The sequence below is a fragment of the Pseudomonas sp. ZT5P21 genome (assembly GCF_054897785.1).
Genome location: NZ_CM142705.1, coordinates 1,083,155 through 1,101,428, shown reverse-complemented (window position 1 = coordinate 1,101,428; position 18,274 = coordinate 1,083,155). Strand labels below are relative to the sequence as shown.

The following is an 18,274-nucleotide window of genomic DNA, read 5'->3' as shown; positions in this document are numbered from 1 at the left end:
GTAGGAGCAGCTTGCTCGCGATGGTCGTCAACGATGACGCGGGGCATCAGGTTAACCGCCGCGGCCTCGAGACCATCGCGAGCAAGCTCGCTCCTACAGGGGTATTGCGTTTACGAACCGATGTAGCTGGTTTTCACCACGGTGTAGAACTCTTGCGCGTAACGACCTTGCTCACGCGATCCATAGGACGACCCTTTACGCCCACCGAACGGAACGTGGTAATCCACGCCCGCTGTCGGCAGGTTGACCATCACCATCCCGGCCTGGGAGTGGCGCTTGAAGTGGTTGGCGTACTTCAGCGACGTGGTGGCGATGCCTGCCGACAGACCGAATTCGGTGTCGTTGGCCATGGCCAGCGCGGCGTCGTAATCGGCCACGCGAACCACGTTCGCCACCGGGCCAAAGATCTCTTCACGGCTGATGCGCATCGCAGCTTCACTGTCGGCAAACAGGGTTGGCGCGAGGTAGTAGCCTTCGGTATCGCACGTCACCAAACCACCGCCGCTGACCAGACGCGCACCTTCGGACTGGCCGATGTCGATGTACTTCATGTCCTGTTCAAGCTGGGCTTGCGAGACGACGGGGCCGATGTCGGTGCCGGTTTTCAACGCATGACCGACCTTGATCGACTTCATGCGCTCTGCCATGGCTTCGACGAACGTGTCGTGAATGCCGGCGGTGACGATGAAACGGCTCGACGCGGTGCAACGCTGGCCGGTGGAGTAGAACGCGCTCTGCACCGACAGCTCGACCGCTTGCTTTAGGTCGGCGTCGTCCAGAATGATCTGCGGGTTCTTGCCGCCCATTTCCAGCTGAACCTTGGCTTGGCGCGAGACGCAGCTGACCGCGATCTGACGACCCACACCGACGGAACCGGTGAAGCTGATGCCGTCGACTTTCGGGCTCTGCACCAGTGCATCGCCAACTACGCGACCGCTGCCCATCACCAGGTTGAACACTCCAGCCGGGAAGCCTGCGCGAGAGATGATTTCAGCCAGCGCCCAGGCGCAACCCGGTACCAGATCCGCCGGTTTCAGCACGACACAGTTGCCATAGGCCAGGGCTGGGGCGATTTTCCACGCCGGGATCGCGATCGGGAAGTTCCATGGGGTGATCAGGCCGACCACGCCCAACGCTTCGCGAGTGACTTCGACGTTGACGCCCGGACGCACCGACGGCAGGTAGTCGCCGGACAGACGCAGGGTTTCACCGGCGAAAAACTTGAAGATGTTACCGGCTCGGGTCACTTCGCCGATGGCTTCAGGCAAGGTTTTGCCTTCCTCACGGGCAAGCAAAGTGCCGAGCTCTTCGCGACGGGCGAGGATTTCAGTACCGACTTTATCCAGCGCATCGTGACGGGCCTGAATGCCAGAGGTGGACCAGGCCGGGAACGCAGCGCGAGCGGCGTCGATGGAGGCGTGGACCTGAGCCAGGTCAGCCTTGGCGTAGTTGCCGATGGTATCCGTCAGTTCGGACGGGTTGATGTTGGCGCAGTAATCACTGCCAGCCACCCATTCACCATTGATGTAGTTATCAAAACGCTTTGCATCTGCCACGGGAACGTCTCCTCACGCAAAAGGCCGCTGATCACTCAGCGGCCTTGTTTAATCGGGTGTGTTATTGCGCACCTTGCTTGTCGATCAGCGCGGCCAGCGCTTCGTACTCTTCTGGCAGCAGATCGGTCAGTGGCGCGCGCACAGGACCTGCGTCATAGCCGGCAATTTTTGCCCCGGCCTTGACGATGCTCACTGCGTAGCCAGCTTTGCGGTTACGGATATCCAGGTACGGCAGGAAGAAGTCGTCGATGATCTTGCCAACAGTGGCGTGATCTTCACGAGCAATGGCGTGGTAGAAATCCATCGCGGTCTTCGGGATGAAGTTGAACACCGCCGAGGAGTAGACCGGTACGCCCAAGGCCTTGTAGGCCGCTGCGTAGACTTCAGCGGTCGGCAAACCGCCCAGGTAGCTGAAGCGATCACCGAGACGGCGACGGATCGACACCATCAACTCGATATCGCCCAGGCCATCCTTGTAACCGATCAGGTTCGGGCAACGCTCGGCCAGACGTTCCAGCAGCGGAGCAGTCAGGCGGCAGACGTTACGGTTGTAGACCACAACGCCGATTTTTACCGACTTGCACACGGCTTCAACGTGGGCGGCAACGCCGTCCTGGCTGGCTTCGGTCAGGTAGTGCGGCAGCAGTAACAGACCTTTGGCGCCCAGACGCTCGGCTTCTTGTGCGTATTCGATGGCCTGACGGGTCGAACCGCCCACGCCTGCCAGAATCGGCACGCTGGTTTCGCAGGTGTCGACGGCAGTCTTGATAATTTCCGAATATTCGCTGGCCGCCAGAGAGAAAAACTCACCGGTGCCGCCCGCGGCGAACAACGCCGTGGCGCCGTATGGGGCCAGCCATTCGAGACGCTTGATATAGCCCGCGCGATGGAAGTCGCCCTGAGCATTGAAATCGGTAACCGGGAAAGACAGCAGACCGGAAGAGAGGATGGACTTCAGTTCTTGTGGATTCATTATTCGAACACCCTGGGTAGCACGTATGTGTGTGAAGAAATCGTTCAGCCTGCGCCGAAGTTGTAGGTCATCGTACAACTTAAAAAACAACCGTCAACTGCATTTCATCGCCATACCTGAAATTGGTGGCACAGACCGTAGTGCGTGAGTCAAGGCAAACAACGTTCTGCCAAGGTTTTCCGCTCTCCGCGGCCCTTTTCGGCCGGTCTGGGTCCGCGACGGAAATGCCCGGAAAAAGTCGCGGTCGGCACAACATGAATTCATCACCTAGAGTTCTGCCATTGCCGCGAATGGATCGTGGCGGACCTCGCACGGAGCGCTCTGATATGAATTTCCCCTCACCGATACTTCCCCTGTTTCCACACCGCGACGCCGACCAGACTGCCGTCATTACGCTTTCGGAGCTGAGGGATTATTTGATCGTCCGGGTGCCGAAGCCCAACGATATTCCGCCGAACTGGGACGTGTATCCGATTCTTGGGCTGGATCCGGAAGAGCCTGACTGGCGCGGTGCCGAGGAGCCCACAGGGCTTTGGGACGATGCCATTGAAGACATGGTGAAACGGAGCGGGATCGAAATGAAAATCCCGAAAGCGGACTTGGAAAGGTATTCGGGTAGAAAAGTCGAATTACGCTACAAATTTGCGGATGAGTCGAGCCTTGAGCCCTGCTCGGAACCGTTGCTGATTCGTGTCGAGCCTTGAGAAACGACACTTGAATGGGCAGATTTTCCACTCATCGGGACTGTTATTTCTGACAGTAGATTACTTATTTTCGTCTGAGTAGTGTCTGGCTTGAGCCGGATTCGAACGGTTCAAGCGATTCTAGGCTATCTCAATTCTTGAAGAAGGAAATTTCAGCATGGTTACGCAACCCAAAAATTATCCTGCTCCAAACTTTCAAAATATCAACCATACAGATCTTGGAAACAGGATTTCGGTAGCTGATAATCCGGGAGACATTTATGTTCGCGTCGCGACCAATGGTATGGCAGTTGGCGATGTAGTGTCAGTGTTCATGAGTAAGCAATGGGGTAGCGAAGACCATACTATCGGGAATAACAATCCAGGTTATGTTGACAGTAGAATCATCCACGCTGTCTTCGCAAATGAGATAGGCAAAAAAGTCAGCGCTTACTACACAGTGAAGCGCCTGAACGATCCAAACAAAGTCAAATCTGACGATGCAATCGCAGACGTAGTGGCGTAGTCAAGCGCTTCAGTCTCCGAGCATTCAAAATGCCTGCCCCCGCTGCGCCTCGGCCTCTTCATGCGCGTGGCGCAACCGCTCGCGGCTGTTCGTCAAATGCAGGCGCATCGCCGCCCGCGCCGCATCGGAATCCTGCCGGGCAATCGCATCGTAGATTTCTTCGTGTTCACGGCTCAGACGGCTCATGTAGTGCTGCTGGTCATCATGGGCCAGGCGCGCCGAGTTGAGGCGCGTACGGGGAATGATGCTGGTGCCCAGGTGGGTCATGATGTCGGTGAAATAGCGGTTGCCGGTCGACAGCGCGATTTGCAGGTGGAATTGAAAGTCCGAGGCTACGGCATCACTGGCGTGGGCCGCGCTTTCATTCAAGGCGTCCAGCGCGGCGCGCATCAACGCCAACTGTTCAGGGCTGCGGCGTTGTGCGGCGAGGCCGGCGGACTCCACTTCGAGGCTGATGCGTAGTTCCAGAATCGCCAGCACATCACGTAGCGTCACAACGGTGGCCGGGTCGATGCGGAAACCGCTCGGGCTTGGAGTATCAAGCACGAAGGTGCCGATGCCATGGCGGGTTTCCACCTGCCCGGCCGCCTGCAAACGGGAAATCGCCTCGCGCACCACGGTGCGGCTGACGCCATGGACATCCATGATCGCCGACTCTGTGGGCAACTTGTCGCCCCGCTTGAGGTGACCGTCACGAATCTGCTCGGACAGCACCGTCACCAGTTCCTGTGCGAGGCTGCGGCGCTTGCGAGGGAGGCGTGGTGTGTCGATCGGGTTTTCCATGGTGAACGTCTGTCTCGAAAAATTCGGCTGAAACCGCATCATAGCTCAACGCGGTTGTACGATCACCCCGCCCCTGTGGGAGCGGGCTGTGGCGAGGGGATTTATCCCCATTGGATGGCGAAGCGATCCCAAAACCTGCCGTCTCGGTACATTCAGATACACCGAGTGCAGGTGGGTTTGCGACGGCTACGCCGCCGAACGGGGATTAATCCCTTCACCACAAAATTCCGCCCCACAACAGTTTTTTGGAGCTACGCGGTTACGGCTTGATCCACCAGATGGCCGTTGTCGATGCGCACATGTCGCGGGTGGAAGCGCTTCAAGCTGCTGCGATGCCCGACACTGACGATGCTCAACCCCGGAATCTCATCAATCAGCGCCTGGTACAGCGACGCCTCATCCTCCTCGTCCATCGCCGATGTCGCTTCGTCCATGTACAGCCATTGCGGCGCATAAAGCAGCGCACGGGCAAAGGCCAGACGTTGCTGTTCACCCGGAGAGAGCATGCGTTGCCAGTGATTGGCTTCATCCAGACGCGAAACCAGGTGCGGCAAACGACAGGTTTCGAGCACGTGAACGTAACGCTCGTGCGGATAGGTGTCGCCGGCCTGTGGATAACTCAACGCCTCGCGCAACGTGCCAATCGGCAGGTATGGCTTTTGCGGGAGGAACAGATAACGTGCCGCCGGCAGACGAATACTGCCATGGCCCATCGGCCACAGATGCCCCATCGCCCGCAGCAATGTGGACTTGCCACTGCCGGAACGGCCGCTGAGCATCACGCGTTCGCCCTCCTCCACGGTCATGTCGGCATTGGTCAGCAAATGCCGACCGTCCGCCAGATCGAGGCCAAGGTTGTGTACCTTCAACGCATCACCTTGATTCTGCACGTCGATGGCAGGCGCGCGCTCTTCATTGTCGGTCATGGCCTGACGGAAACTGAGCAGACGATCACAGGTGGCGCGCCACGACGCGAGGTTCTGGTACGCACTGATAAACCAGCTGAAACTTTCCTGCACGTTGCCGAACGCCGAACTGATTTGCATCAGCTCACCGAGTTCGATCTTGCCCGTGAAATAACGTGGCGCGGCGACCATGAACGGAAAGATGATGGCGGCCTGGGTGTAACCGGAGGTAAAGAACGTCAGACGCTTGGACACCTTCATGATGTCCCAGAAGTTGTGCCACACCAGCCCGAAGCGATTGCTCAAACGACGGTTTTCATTGGGCTCGCCGTTGTACAGCGCAATGCTCTCGGCATTTTCGCGAATCCGCACCATGGAGAAACGCAGGTCGGCTTCGAAACGTTGTTGCCGGTTGTTCAGGCCGATCAATCGGCGACCGATCAAATGCGTCAGCCAGCTACCGATCACGGCATAGACCAGCACACACCAGAACATGTAGCCGGGAATGGTAAAACCGTACACTTCGATACTGCCCGACACGCCCCATAGAATGATCGAGAACGACACCAGGCTGACAATGTTGCGAAGCAAACCAATGCCCAGTTCCAGTGTGTTCGAGGTGAAGTTGTTAAGGTCTTCGGAAATCCGCTGGTCCGGGTTATCGGTGTAACCGCCCTGTTCCATCTGGTAGTAATTCTTGTTGCCGAGCCAGCGGGTGAAGTGCTTTTCCGTGAGCCAGGCACGCCAGCGAATGGTCAGCATTTGGGTCAGATAGAGCCGGTACACGGCACCGATAATCGCCACCGCCGCAATCGCGCAGAAATACAGAATCAGCCGCCAGAACGCCGCTTCGTCCTTTTGTTGCAGGGCGTTGTAGAAATCCTTGTACCACGTGTTGAACCACACCGAGATTCCCACGCTGAACAGCGAGAGCGCGATCACGGCGATCAGCAATGTCCAGGCCTTGACCTTCTCTTCACTGCGCCAGTAAGGCGTGATCATCGCCCAGACTTTGCGAAAAAACTGCCCGCGCACCGCATCGTTGACCGCGGAATATTCAGCGTTCTGATTCATGGAAAAGGCTCGATAAAGAAAAGAACACACACAAACCGATCATAAATGATCGGTTCGGTTTATCGCGAGGCGCGGCCGGCATTCGTTCAGCGCAGGTTCAGCGACGGACCGGCCGCTTCTGCAGTTTGCGCTGCAGCGTGCGGCGGTGCATGCCCAGGGCGCGGGCAGTGGCGGAGATGTTGCCTTCGTGCTCGGTCAACACGCGCTGGATGTGCTCCCACTGCAGGCGGTCCACCGACATCGGGTTTTCCGGCACCAAGGTATCGAGGTCGGCGTGCTCGGACAGCAGCGCGGCCAAAACGTCATCGGCATCCGCCGGTTTGCACAGATAGTTGCAAGCACCGCGCTTGATCGCCTCGACGGCGGTGGCAATGCTCGAGTAACCGGTGAGGATCACCACGCGCATGTCCGGGTCGAGTTCGAGCAGTTTGGGCAGCAGCACCAAGCCCGAATCGCCGTCCATTTTCAGGTCCAGCGCGGCGTAATCCGGGATGTCGGCCTGGGCGATGGTCAGGCCCTCTTCGGCGGAACCGGCCGTGCTGACGCGAAAACCACGGCGGGCCATGGCGCGCGCCATCACGCGGGTGAACGTGGCGTCGTCATCTACCAGCAGCAAATGCGGCAGTTCCTCGCCTTCGACTTGGATCTCGTCACTCATGTTCGTCTCCTCGGGCGACACGGGGCAGGCGCAGCTCGGTGAGCGTGCCGCCTTCCTCATGACTGTAGAGTTTCACTGAGCCGCCGGCGCGTGTCACGCTGGCCTTGCTCAAAAACAGGCCCAGGCCGAAACCTTTGCCCTTGGTGGTAAAAAACGGCTTGCCGATCTGTTCGGCAATAGCCAGCGGCACACCGGCGCCGTGGTCGCGAATGCTGATGGTCAAATCCTCGGCATTCCAGTCCAGCGTCACTTGCAGTCCTTCGGGGCACGCATCAGCGGCGTTGTTCAGCAAATTCAGCAGTGCCTGGGTCAGGTCCGGCGGCGGCGCCATTCGCGGCACGGTGCCCTGGCCCAAACGCTGGAAGCGATAGCTGGCTTCCGGTCGCATCAGGTGCCAACGATTCAGCGCTTCGTCAAGCCAGTCGGTAACGTCCTGCATCTCTACCGCCAAACGACGATTGGCTTCGGCCGCGCGCACCAGTTGCTGCAGGGTCTCTTTGCAGAGTTTGACCTGATCCTGCAGCACGCTCAGGTCTTCCTGCAACATCGGATCGTGATGGTCCTGGCGCATTTCCTTGAGCAGCACGCTCATGGTCGCCAGCGGTGTGCCCAATTCATGGGCGGCCCCGGCGGCCTGGGTTGCGACGGCCAGCAGCTGTTGATCGCGCAAGCCCTCTTCGCGTCGGATAGCGCGCAGCTCTTCCTGACGGCGCAGCTCTTCAGCCATGCGCGCGGCGAAGAAAGTAATCACCGCCGCGGCAAGGGCGAAACTGAGCCACATCCCGTACACCTGCAGGTTTTCCCGGGCAATCGGGAAGGTTTGCAGCGGATAGAAACGCGCCAGCAGCAAGGTGTACATCGTCAGCGCGATGCCCGACAGGATGACCGAATACCGCCACGGCAGCGTCACGGCGGCGATGGTCAACGGCACCAGGTAATACGAGACGAAAGGGTTGGTCGAGCCGCCGGAGAAATACAGCAATGCACTGTGGATAAACAGGTCGCAGGCCAGTTGCACGGCGTATTCGAGTTCAGTGACGGGCCATGAGGTGCGCAGGCGAATCGCCGTGAACGCACACAGCAACATCGAGCAACCGAGCGTCGCGGCCAGTTGAAACCAGGGCAGCGGTAGCAAGTCGAGCCAGTAGGCCAGAAAAACGGAACCGGCCTGGGCAGCCAGTACCAAGGTGCGGATGAACGTCAGCCGCCAGAGATTCTGGCGGGTTGCAGAAGTGATTTGAACGGGGGCGAGCATGAGCTCTCCTGATGAGCGCTCCAGGCGGATCGCACGGAGTATAACCAAGCGCAGGGGTTGGCAGGCAAAAGTGCGGCAAACGGCCACAGTCCGTATATCGGTGGAGGATGCCCTTTGTGGCGAGGGAGCCTGCTCCCGCTCGGCTGCGCAGCAGTCGGAAATCTTTTGGGACTGCTTCGCAGTCCAGCGGGAGCAAGCTCCCTCGCCACAATGCCTCGCTCGCCAGTTAAGGCATCTGTATAGAAGTTGTAACTGTGCGAACCGGATCATTAAAGCTAGAGTCTGATGGTTTCACGCAGGCTCGGACCTAACCCCTGCGCATCGTCCAAGGAGTTTTCATGCACACTTTCCGCCGCAGCGCCGCCCTTCTTGCCTTCAGTGTTGGCACCGCCGCCAGCCTACCGGCCCTGGCCGTCGACGAGCTGCATTACAACCAGATTTCCCTGCGCGCCGAAGTCAGTCAGGAAGTCGCCCGCGACCTGATGATCGTGACCCTCTACACCGAAGAACAAAACACCGACCCGGCCAAACTCGCCGCCGACGTCAGCACCACCATGAACAAGGCGCTGGCCCAGGCCAAGCAAGTCAAAGACATCACCCTGCGCCAGGGCAGCCGCAACAGCTATCCGATCTACGACACCAAGGGTCAGAAAATCACAGGCTGGCGTGAACGTTCCGAACTGCGCCTGGAAAGCGCCGACTTCGCCGCGCTGTCGAAGCTGACCGGCGAACTGCTCACCGACCTGAAAATGGGCGGCATGGACTTCGCGATCGCCACGCCGACCCGCAAGGCCAGCGAAGACGCGCTGCTCAAAGATGCTGTAACGGCCTTCAAAGCCCGCGCGCAACTGGCCACCGATGCACTGGGCGGCAAGGGTTACAAAATCGTTAACCTGAACCTCAACAGCAACGGTTATCCACAACCGTACATGCGCGGACCGATGATGATGAAAGCGGCGAGCATGGACGCCGCACCGGTGACACCGGAAGTTGAAGCCGGCACCAGCCAGGTCAGCATGACGGCGGATGGGGCGATTGAAGTGTTGATGCCTTGATCTCGTAATTCATTCAAAAAAACGGCGATCACCAAGTGATCGCCGTTTTTATTGCCTGAAAAATAGTCTGTGGTGGAACTGTCTAATTTGGGGAGATTGCACCACTGCCATCGCGAGCAAGCTCGCGCCCACATTGAGTCAGCGAACATCTGAGAGAGATCGGTCGGCTGTCAGGCCGCCTTCGCCAGCAAACCGGCCCCTAAAAAGGCAGATCCGCGTACACCCCACCAAACCACAAGGCCGAGCGTTAGCTCGCCTTGCGCTTTTGATCTTGATCCACCCGCCCCTTCGGGAGGCTGAGTGGAGGTGTTCATCCGGGGAGTGGCGCGCAGCGCCGTTCGACGCAGTCGAACACGCTGCATGTAGGTCGTCGCGAAGCAGACCGGAGGGCAGTGTCCCCGGATGGATACCGGAGCGAAGGAACGCCGAGCCTTAGCGAGGGGCCGGACGCTCGGGGCGAGCCTTTTTTTGCTTACTTTTTTTTTGCGTTTGAAAAAAAAGTGAGTCGCTGTAAGGGCGAAACCTTAAGCCGCCGTTACCACAGGAATGGATATGCACACCGACAGCAAGAACCTGGTCGGCCCGAAGGCCGCCAAGGTGTCCACGGACAAACAGCAATGAGTCAAAATGTAGCCTACGGGGTGGGTATAAATAAGTAACACCACGCTCCAATGGGGTGCGCCAGATGCCACGATCGCCCCCGGTCGGTGCGTTACTTGCACCGGAAAAAACCTGCGCAAACGGTCAAATGCGCGTCAATTTATACATATGCGACATTAAGGTACGTTCGTGCCACTGTTTAAGGCTTGCAGCCATTCAGGATCTTGCATTGGGTATGGCCCCTGCATAAGTATCCGCAGGCACGGCTCACGAGGTCGTCCTCAATTCCAAAAATGACAACAAATCATGAGGCCAACATGCTTAAACACGCGGTCATTCCGTTTTTAGTCGGCGCCAGCTTGTTAGCTGCCGCACCTTTCGCCCAAGCGGCGACTAACCTGGTGTTTTGCTCCGAAGGGAGCCCGGCCGGTTTTGATCCTGGTCAGTACACCACCGGAACCGACTTCGACGCCTCTGCAGAAACCATGTTCAACCGCCTGACCCAGTTCGAGCGCGGCGGCACCGCCGTAGTTCCTGGCCTGGCGACTAGCTGGGACATTACCCCGGACGGTCTGACTTACACCTTCCACCTGCGTGAAGGCGTCAAGTTCCACACCACTCCGTACTTCAAGCCGACTCGTGAGTTCAACGCCGACGACGTGCTGTTCACCTTTAATCGCATGATTAACAAGGATGATCCGTTCCGTAAGGCGTACCCGACCGAATTCCCGTACTTCACCGACATGGCGATGGACACCAACATCGCCAAGATCGACAAAGTCGACGACAAGACCGTCAAGTTCACCCTGAAGGAAGTTGATGCCGCGTTCATCCAGAACATGGCCATGAGCTTCGCGTCCGTGCAGTCCGCCGAGTACGCCGCTCAACTGCTGAAAGAAGGCAAAGCCGCTGACATCAATCAGAAGCCGGTCGGCACTGGCCCATTCGTGTTCAAGAGCTACCAGAAAGATTCCAACATCCGCTACACCGGGAACAAGGACTACTGGAAGCCTGAAGACGTCAAGATCGACAACCTGATCTTCGCCATCACCACCGACCCGTCGGTGCGTATCCAGAAGCTGAAGAAAGGCGAGTGCCAGATCACTCTGTTCCCGCGTCCGGCGGACCTGAAGGCGCTGAAAGAAGACAAGACCCTGAAGGTGCCTGACCAGGCCGGTTTCAACCTGGGTTACATCGCCTACAACGTGATGGACAAGATCAAGGGCAGCGACCAGCCAAACCCGATGGCTCAATTGAAAGTGCGTCAGGCACTGGACATGGCCGTCAACAAGCAGCAGATCATCGACTCGGTTTACCAGGGCGCTGGCCAAAAGGCCGTCAACGCCATGCCGCCAACCCAATGGTCTTATGACACCACCATCCAGGATGCGCCGTACAACCCTGAGAAAGCCAAAGAGCTGCTCAAGGAAGCCGGCATCAAGGAAGGCACCGAGATCAACCTGTGGGCGATGCCGGTACAACGTCCTTACAACCCGAACGCCAAGCTGATGGCTGAAATGCTGCAGTCCGATTGGGCCAAGGTCGGCATCAAAGCCAAGATCGTGACCTACGAGTGGGGCGAGTACATCAAGCGTTCCAAAGGTGGCGAAAACGGCGCAATGCTGATTGGCTGGAGCGGCGACAACGGTGACCCGGACAACTGGCTGAACGTGCTGTTCGGCTGCGACTCCCTGCAAGGCAACAACTTCTCCAAGTGGTGCGACAAGAAGTTTGATGGCATCGTGAAAGAAGCCAAGCGCACGACCGATCAGGCCAAGCGCACCGAACTGTACAAGCAGGCGCAACACGTCCTTAAAGACGCCGTTCCAATGACACCTATCGCTCACTCGACGGTGTTCCAACCCATGCGCAACGAAGTGCAGGATTTCAAGATCAGCCCGTTTGGCTTGAACTCCTTCTACGGCGTCAGCGTCAGCAAATAAGACCCTGCAACGGCGACGTCCTTGACGTCGCCGTTGTTTTTTCTGCCGAGAAAGTAGGAAACAACCTACATCCATTTCCGCTGAGTATGACAACAGTGGAGTCGGACGCGTTGACCTTTCCTACGAGTCTTTAGGACTTTACGCATTTACTGCCAGACCCGTCGCTCATACCGTCGGGATCTGACCAGTTCATCCGTGGGCTCTCGGTTATTGCTGCACGTCATGGCTTGAGATCAGTGATGCCCCCACGTTCCCGGACGAGACGGTGGTTCATTGAAAACACTTAGCGAAAGAGAAAAGGGAGCGTCATGCGCCATACCTTGGTTTTATCCGCATTGCTGGGCACCGGCCTGTTGGCCGCCACTTCCATCAGCCAGGCCGCCAATAACAGCCTGGTGTTCTGCTCCGAGGGCAGCCCGGCTGGCTTCGACACCGCGCAGTACACGACCGCGACCGATAACGACGCCGCCGAGCCCTTGTACAACCGACTGGCAGAGTTCGAAAAAGGCGCCACCAACGTCGTACCAGGCCTGGCAACAAGCTGGGATATTTCCGAAGACGGCCTCAAGTACACCTTCCACCTGCGCGAAGGGGTGAAATTTCACACGACCAAGTATTTCACGCCGACCCGTGATTTCAATGCCGACGACGTGCTGTTTACCTTCAATCGCATGCTCGATCCGCAGCAACCTTTCCGTAAGGCTTATCCAACCGAATTCCCGTACTTCAACGGGATGAGCCTGAACAAGAACATCGCCAAGGTCGAGAAGACCGGGCCGCTGACCGTGGTCATGACGCTCAACAGCGTAGATGCCGCGTTCATCCAGAACATCGCCATGAGCTTCGCCGCCATCCTGTCCGCCGAGTACGCTGACAAGCTGCTGGCTGAAGGCAAGCCGAGTGACATCAACCAGAAGCCGATCGGCACCGGGCCGTTCGTGTTCAAGAGCTACCAGAAAGACTCCAACATTCGTTATAGCGGCAACAAGCAGTACTGGGACCCGAGCCGGGTCAAGCTCGACAACCTGATTTTCGCGATCAACACCGATGCTTCGGTGCGGGTGCAGAAGCTCAAGGCCAACGAGTGCCAGATCACCCTGCACCCGCGCCCTGCCGACGTCGATGCGTTGAAGAACGACGCAAAACTCAACCTTATCGAGAAGCCCGGTTTCAACCTCGGTTACATCGCCTACAACGTGCGCCACAAACCGTTTGATCAGCTCGAAGTGCGCCAGGCGCTGGACATGGCGGTGAACAAGCAAGGCATTCTCAACGCCGTTTACCAAGGCGCCGGGCAACTTGCGCAAAACGCCATGCCGCCGACCCAATGGTCCTACGACGAGACCATCAAGGACGTCGCCTACAACCCGGAAAAAGCCAAGGAACTGCTCAAGGCTGCCGGCGTGAAGGAAGGCACCGAAATCACGTTGTGGGCGATGCCGGTTCAGCGCCCGTATAACCCCAACGCCAAGTTGATGGCCGAGATGCTCCAGGCTGACTGGGCGAAGATCGGTCTCAAGGTGAAGATCGTCAGCTACGAATGGGGCGAGTACATCAAGCGCACCAAGAATGGCGAGCATGATGTCAGCCTGATTGGCTGGACCGGTGACAACGGGGACCCGGACAACTGGCTCGGCACGCTTTACAGCTGCGACGCCATTGGCGGCAACAACTACTCCCAATGGTGTGATCCGGCTTACGACAAGCTGATCAAGCAGGCCAAGGTCGTCACCGATCGTGACCAGCGAACCGTGCTCTACAAACAGGCTCAGCAATTGCTCAAGCAGCAAGTGCCGATCACGCCTGTCGCCCACTCGACGGTCAACCAGCCGTTGAGCGTCAAAGTCGAAGGATTCAAGGTGAGTCCATTCGGCCGCAATGTGTTCTCGGGCGTCAGTATCGACCAATAACCGATTAGCCAAAACGCTGGGGGCGGATTCCGCCCCCTCGCAAGCGTATTGCCGAAATTCGCCTGTCCGGCCTTAAGCAAACGTTTGCGATGACCTGAGTGAGTTTTAAATCAAATAGCCGGATAACCAAAAAAGACCGGCATTAAAAAAAGAAAGAAAGGAGCGTCACCCATGAAACTGAGCAGCACCGCGTTATTGGCCTTGGCCATCAGCAGCGTTACCGCCACGGCGTACGCAGAATCTCAGAGCCAGGCTTTTACCCCGGTTACCGTCAAGGAAAAGAGCGCCCAAAGCGAAGCCACCGGCTTTGTTGAAGGCCAATCGATCACCGGTTCCACGCGTAACTGGTATGCGAACGAGCATTTCAAGCGGGGTGCGACGCTCAACTATCGTAAAAATGGCGAAACTCGCACGACTGATCGTCGTATCAACTGGGTGCAAGGCACGATCATCAAGTACAACTCGGGCTTCACTGAAGGCACCGTGGGTTTCAGCACTGAACTGGCGGCGTACAACGCTATCGCCCTGGACCGGGACCGCAAAGATCTCGCGTCCAACAATGGCGGCGCTCCTGAACCAGGCCGTGGTGGCCGGGGTAACAACCGTACCCTGACCGAAAATGGCGGTGACGCTGTTGATCAGTGGAGCAAACTGGGACTGGCCAACGTCAAGGCACGCTTCTCCAACACCACATTGACGGCCGGGCGCCAGAACTTCAGCAGCCCGCAAGTGGATGTCATCGGCAACCGCCCTCTGCCTTCGAGCTTCGAAGGTGTGACCCTGCACAGCGAAGAACTGGAAAACCTGTCGTTCGACCTCGGCACCTTCGACCGCAATTCGCCGCGTACCGAACAGAGCCAGCGCAAGTTCCGTTCCGAATACGGCGACGGCACGGCCGAGGCCGATCACGTCCACACCGCCGGTATCACCTACCAGCCATTCGCCAGCCTGACCACCAGCCTGTGGGGCACCCAGGCCGAAGACCTGTGGAACCAGTACTACTTCGGCGCCAGCCACGTACTGGGCGACAGCTCGATTCTGAGCCTGACCACCGGCCTGAACTACTACAAGACCGTTGACGAAGGTAAGGCCAAGCTTGGCCAGATCGACAACGACACCTACTCCCTGTCGTTCGGCCTGACTCACCAAGCCCACAGCCTGACCTTCTCGTACCAGGAAGTGAACGGTAACGAGTACTTCGACTACCTGCACGAAACCAACGGCATCTACCTGGCCAACTCCCTGCTGTCGGACTTCAACGGCCCGAACGAGAAATCCTTCCAGGTCGCCTACGGCTTGAACATGGCCGAGTACGGCGTTCCAGGTCTGAAGTTCAACATCTACCAGGCTCGCGGCTGGGGCATCGACGGTACTCACTACAACAGCACCGGCTACACCGATGTGAAGGAGATGGACGGCGAGCACCACTACGAATACGGCATCGGTGCTTCGTACGCTGTGCAGAGCGGCCCACTCAAAGCCACTGCGATCCGCGCGACCTACACCGCTCACCGTGCCAGTGAAAACCAGGCGGATGGCAGCCTCAACGAGTTCCGTCTCGTGACCACCATCCCGTTCAATATTCTGTAATACACCTGCCGAACGGCTGATTCAGCGATGAATCGGCCGTTCGGCTTTGTCCTTTAACCGATTGCAGAGGGTTCTTGATGAAAATGCTTCCCCTACGTGCGGCCATCGCTGCCGCGTTGCTGAGTGTTGCCGTTGGCGTCTCGGCCAAACCCCTGGTGGTTTGTACCGAAGCCAGTCCGGAAGGCTTCGACATGGTCCAGTACACGACTGCAGTCACAGCCGATGCGGTGGCCGAAACCATCTTCAACCGTCTGGCGGACTTCAAGCCCGGCACCACGGAGGTGATTCCGGCGCTGGCCGATTCCTGGGACATCAGCGAGGACGGCCTGACCTACACGTTCCACCTGCGCAAAGGCGTCAAGTTTCACACCACCGACTACTTCAAGCCGACCCGCGACATGAACGCCGACGACGTGGTCTGGAGCTTCCAGCGCCAGCTGGACCCGAATCACCCGTGGCACAAACTGTCGAGCGTGGGCTTCCCGTACTTTGAAAGCATGGGCTTCAAGGAACTGCTGAAAAGCGTCGAGAAGATTGACGACAACACCGTCACATTCACCCTGACCCGCCGCGAAGCGCCATTCCTGGCCAACATCGCCATGGCCTTCTCGTCGATCTACCCCGCCGAGTACGCCGACCAGCTGCTCAAGGCGAACAAGACCGGCGACCTCAACAACAAACCGGTCGGCACCGGCCCGTTTGTTTTCCAGCGGTATAACAAGGACGCACAGGTTCGCTTCAAGGCCAACCCGGATTACTTCCGTGGCAAGCCACCGGCTGACGCACTGATCCTGGCCATCGCCACCGACAACAATGTGCGCCTGCAAAAGCTCAAGGCCAATGAGTGTCAGGTCGCGCTGTATCCAAAGCCGGATGACATTCCGAGCATCAAGAAAGACACCAACCTGAAGGTTGACGAACTGAACGCGATGACCGTCGCCTATATCGCCATAAACACCACTCACAAATATTTGAGTGATGTTCGCGTGCGTAAAGCCATCGACATCGCCTTCGACAAGGAAGCAACGGTTAACGCGTTGTTTGGCAAAGGCAATGCGACGGCAGCGGTCAATCCGTACCCGGACACCTTGCTCGGCTACAATCACAGCCTGAAAAACCCGGCCCGCGACCTCGACAAGGCCCGCGCGCTGTTGAAAGAGGCAGGCGTTCCGGAAGGCACCGTGTTTACGCTGTTCACCCGCAACGGCGGTGGCGCGACCAACCCGAATCCGATGCTTGGCGCGCAAATGATGCAGGCCGACCTTGCCAAGGTCGGGATCAAAATCGACATTCGCGTGATGGAATGGGGCGAAATGCTCAAGCGCGCGAAAAACGGCGAGCACGACATGGTTTCTGCCGGATGGGCGGGCGATAACGGCGACCCGGACAACTTCCTGACGCCTATGCTCAGTTGCGAAGCGGCGAAGAACGGCGAAAACTACGCGCGCTGGTGCAATGACAAGTTCCAGGCACTGCTCGACGAGGCGCGCGCGAAAGTCGATCCGGCCGAACGTGCGGCGCTCTACGAACAGGCCCAGGTTATTTTTAACCAGGATCAACCGTGGATCAGCCTCGCACACACTAGAATGTTCACCGCAATGCGCAACAACGTAGAGGGCTATCACATTAGCCCTCTCACCACTAACAACTTCGCCACCACCCAGGTGAAGTAGATAAGAAAACTCCCGGTGTCCCTGACTCCAGGGACACCAGGCACGCCTAACCGGCTGATGAGGTACACCAGAAGATGTTTAGTTTTATTGCCCGCCGATTGGGGTTATTGATTCCCACGTTCTTCGGCATCACCTTGCTGACTTTCGCGCTGATTCGCATGATTCCAGGCGACCCCGTGGAAGTCATGATGGGCGAACGTCGAGTCGACCCCGAAATGCATGCTCAGGCAATGGAACGCCTAGGTCTGAACAAACCGCTGTATGCCCAATACCTGGATTACATTGGCAAACTGGCCCACGGCGATCTCGGCGAATCCCTGCGTACCCGCGAAAGTGTCTGGACCGAATTCAGCTCTCTATTCCCCGCGACCCTGGAACTGTCCATGGCCGCCCTGTTGTTCGCCGGCATCCTGGGCCTTCTGGCCGGGGTGATCGCGGCACTCAAGCGAGGATCCCTGTTCGACCACGGGGTGATGGGCATCTCCCTGGCGGGATATTCGATGCCGATCTTCTGGTGGGGCCTGATCCTGATCATGTTCTTCTCGGTGTCCCTGGGCTGGACCCCGGTGTCCGGGCGCATCGACCTGCTCTACGACATCGAGCCGCGCACCGGTTTCATGCTCATCGACACGCTACTGGCCGATGACGTCGGTGCGTTTTTCGATGCCCTGCATCACCTGATCCTGCCGGCCATCGTGCTCGGCACCATCCCGCTGGCTGTTATTGCGCGGATGACCCGCTCTTCGATGCTCGAAGTGCTGCGTGAGGACTACATCCGTACTGCCCGCGCCAAAGGCCTGTCGCCGTCGCGCGTGGTGTTTGTGCACGGCCTGCGCAACGCACTGATTCCTGTGCTGACCGTGGTCGGCCTGCAAGTCGGCACATTGCTGGCCGGTGCGGTCCTGACGGAAACCATCTTCTCCTGGCCCGGCATCGGCAAATGGCTGATCGAAGCCATTGGCGCACGGGATTATCCCGTGGTGCAGAACGGCATCCTGTTAATCGCCTGCCTGGTGATTCTGGTGAACTTCGTGGTGGACATCCTCTACGGCTTCGCCAACCCACGCATCCGTCATCAGCGCTGAGATCA

The 18,274-nt window shown here is 58.1% G+C and carries 14 protein-coding genes; 8 read left to right on the top strand and 6 right to left on the bottom strand.

Annotation, left to right across the window (positions count from 1 at the left end; translation table 11 throughout):
- Window positions 1-110: 110 nt before the first annotated feature.
- Entirely contained in the window at window positions 111-1,556 is a 1,446-nt protein-coding gene (locus tag ACYZT9_RS05005; RefSeq protein WP_462008829.1) for an aldehyde dehydrogenase family protein, read from the bottom strand.
- Window positions 1,557-1,617: 61 nt separating this feature from the next.
- Window positions 1,618-2,529, bottom strand: a complete 912-nt coding sequence (kdgD, locus tag ACYZT9_RS05000) for a 5-dehydro-4-deoxyglucarate dehydratase (protein ID WP_046052865.1) — start codon at window positions 2,527-2,529, stop codon at window positions 1,618-1,620.
- Between the two features lie 326 nt (window positions 2,530-2,855).
- Between kdgD and ACYZT9_RS04995 the strand changes: the two genes are divergently transcribed.
- Both ACYZT9_RS04995 and ACYZT9_RS04990 read left to right on the top strand, forming a co-directional pair.
- Window positions 2,856-3,233: a hypothetical protein gene (locus ACYZT9_RS04995; protein ID WP_462008828.1), complete on the top strand. Its 378-nt coding sequence runs from the start codon at window positions 2,856-2,858 to the stop codon at window positions 3,231-3,233.
- A 157-nt stretch (window positions 3,234-3,390) separates the two neighbouring features.
- Entirely contained in the window at window positions 3,391-3,738 is a 348-nt protein-coding gene (locus ACYZT9_RS04990) for a hypothetical protein (RefSeq protein ID WP_462008827.1), read from the top strand.
- A gap of 24 nt (window positions 3,739-3,762) precedes the next feature.
- Here ACYZT9_RS04990 and ACYZT9_RS04985 read toward each other — a convergent pair whose 3' ends face one another.
- From ACYZT9_RS04985 to ACYZT9_RS04970, 4 genes are all read right to left on the bottom strand, one after another.
- On the bottom strand, window positions 3,763-4,521 hold the full coding sequence (locus ACYZT9_RS04985; RefSeq protein WP_462008826.1) for a FadR/GntR family transcriptional regulator: 759 nt from the start codon (window positions 4,519-4,521) through the stop codon (window positions 3,763-3,765).
- 251 nt (window positions 4,522-4,772) lie between these two features.
- The gene (locus ACYZT9_RS04980; protein WP_462008825.1) at window positions 4,773-6,500 is read right to left on the bottom strand and encodes an ABC transporter ATP-binding protein/permease; all 1,728 of its coding nucleotides are present in this window, start codon (window positions 6,498-6,500) and stop codon (window positions 4,773-4,775) included.
- 97 nt (window positions 6,501-6,597) lie between these two features.
- Entirely contained in the window at window positions 6,598-7,158 is a 561-nt protein-coding gene (locus ACYZT9_RS04975) for a response regulator transcription factor (protein ID WP_017336511.1), read from the bottom strand.
- Entirely contained in the window at window positions 7,151-8,413 is a 1,263-nt protein-coding gene (locus ACYZT9_RS04970; RefSeq protein WP_462008824.1) for an ATP-binding protein, read from the bottom strand. Before ACYZT9_RS04970 ends, ACYZT9_RS04975 begins: the two co-directional genes overlap by 8 nt.
- 338 nt (window positions 8,414-8,751) lie before the next feature.
- Between ACYZT9_RS04970 and ACYZT9_RS04965 the strand changes: the two genes are divergently transcribed.
- The 6 genes from ACYZT9_RS04965 (at window position 8,752) to ACYZT9_RS04940 (ending at window position 18,269) form a co-directional block, all read left to right on the top strand.
- Window positions 8,752-9,468 (top strand): SIMPL domain-containing protein, encoded by a 717-nt coding sequence (locus ACYZT9_RS04965; protein ID WP_462008823.1) that lies wholly within the window; start codon window positions 8,752-8,754, stop codon window positions 9,466-9,468.
- 917 nt (window positions 9,469-10,385) lie between these two features.
- The gene (locus ACYZT9_RS04960; protein ID WP_462008822.1) at window positions 10,386-12,011 is read left to right on the top strand and encodes an ABC transporter substrate-binding protein; all 1,626 of its coding nucleotides are present in this window, start codon (window positions 10,386-10,388) and stop codon (window positions 12,009-12,011) included.
- A 308-nt stretch (window positions 12,012-12,319) separates the two neighbouring features.
- The gene (locus ACYZT9_RS04955) at window positions 12,320-13,921 is read left to right on the top strand and encodes an ABC transporter substrate-binding protein (RefSeq protein ID WP_462008821.1); all 1,602 of its coding nucleotides are present in this window, start codon (window positions 12,320-12,322) and stop codon (window positions 13,919-13,921) included.
- A 171-nt stretch (window positions 13,922-14,092) separates the two neighbouring features.
- Entirely contained in the window at window positions 14,093-15,511 is a 1,419-nt protein-coding gene (locus ACYZT9_RS04950) for an OprD family porin (protein ID WP_462008820.1), read from the top strand.
- A 77-nt stretch (window positions 15,512-15,588) separates the two neighbouring features.
- Window positions 15,589-17,184 carry an ABC transporter substrate-binding protein gene (locus ACYZT9_RS04945; protein ID WP_462008819.1) on the top strand — a complete coding sequence of 532 codons (1,596 nt, stop codon included), beginning with the start codon at window positions 15,589-15,591 and terminating at the stop codon, window positions 17,182-17,184.
- 74 nt (window positions 17,185-17,258) lie between these two features.
- Window positions 17,259-18,269, top strand: coding sequence for an ABC transporter permease subunit (locus ACYZT9_RS04940; RefSeq protein ID WP_007900379.1), 1,011 nt, complete (start codon window positions 17,259-17,261; stop codon window positions 18,267-18,269).
- The last annotated feature ends 5 nt before the right edge of the window (window positions 18,270-18,274 follow it).